The sequence below is a fragment of the Enterobacter cloacae complex sp. IR5458 genome (genome assembly GCF_049238025.1).
Taxonomy (GTDB): Bacteria; Pseudomonadota; Gammaproteobacteria; order Enterobacterales; family Enterobacteriaceae; genus Enterobacter; species Enterobacter kobei.
The window spans coordinates 1-1,165 of record NZ_JBMKIF010000130.1; the positions used below are offsets into that span (position 1 = coordinate 1).

At 51.6% G+C, this 1,165-nt stretch carries 1 protein-coding gene; it reads right to left on the reverse strand.

What is annotated here, in order from left to right:
* Positions 1–24: 24 nt before the first annotated feature.
* Positions 25–1,056, reverse strand: coding sequence for an IS630-like element ISAhy2 family transposase (locus tag ACOTYN_RS26360; RefSeq protein ID WP_001809438.1), 1,032 nt, complete (start codon positions 1,054–1,056; stop codon positions 25–27).
* Between the last annotated feature and the right edge of the window lie 109 nt (positions 1,057–1,165).

Below are 1,165 nucleotides of genomic sequence, written 5' to 3' on the forward strand. Positions count from 1 at the left end.
GCTAAATAACTGATCCCAATAGTGCTACACCTTCGCTGTGCCATAGCCATTCCCCGGGAAAGGAGACACGGTATCCATGAAGTGTTTCACTCGGGCCAGCAGGTTTGCCATCCCTCTGCATTGATGATTGCGCGTGATGGTTTCATGTAACTTGTGCCATAGCCGTTCTATGTGATTAACCCAAGGGCTGTAAACTGGCTGGAACACCAGGCAGAACTTGGGATTCTTCTTCAACCATCGCTCGGTCTGTTTGCTTTTGTGAATGATGTAGTTATCGAGGATCAACGTGATGGTTTTGGCTCGTCGGTAGTGGTGGCGCAGCTTTTCCAGCATGGCAATAAACAGCGATGAGTTTTTCTTGATCCCGCTGACGTAAAGTACCCTTCCGTTGCCTGCGTGGAGAACGCCTGCCAGATAATGCTTGGCATTCTGCCCCGGTGTGACAACCCGCTTTTGCTGCGCTCTGAACATCCAGTCGGCTCCTAATTTGGGATTGAGGTCTATATCGACTTCATCCTCATAAAACACCGGATTATCGGCATCACAGCGGGCCAGCGCGGCGTCGATATTCGCCATTTTTTCCTGATAGGCTGGGTCTTTTATCCGCAAGGTCGGCACGGGCCTGCGCCAGACAATGCCCATACGAGGTAACCATCGGCGGAGCGTGGAGGCTGCCACATTGAGCCCTGTTAACCGATTGATTTTTATAGCCAATAGTTCAGTACACCAACGGCTGCGCTGATAACCAAAATCTTGCGGAGAAAACTGCATGAGCAGCACCAGTAAGGTGACAATCTTGGCGATAGGTAAGACTGGGGCACGGCCAGCCGGTAAGGCTTCTAGCGCATCTATGCCTTCATCTCGATACCACCGAAGCCAACGACCGATGGTCGAGCGCGCAGCGCCGGTAAGGTGATGAACATCGGTGATCGTGCGTCCTTCATGTAACAGCAAGATGGCCATCAAGCGACGAGCATGTCCTTTATCACGGGTGGCATGGATGATTTTGTGAATGCGGCGCCGTTGTGGTCGTGGCAGAGGTGGTAGGATAGGCATCAACTCAGTCCTTTGGGTGTGGCTTGTTTTGTTTAGCGACTAATCAGATCGCACAAACTGGACTGAGTTCCCTTCCTCCGGTGATCTACTATTCGGAACAGCTATTTAG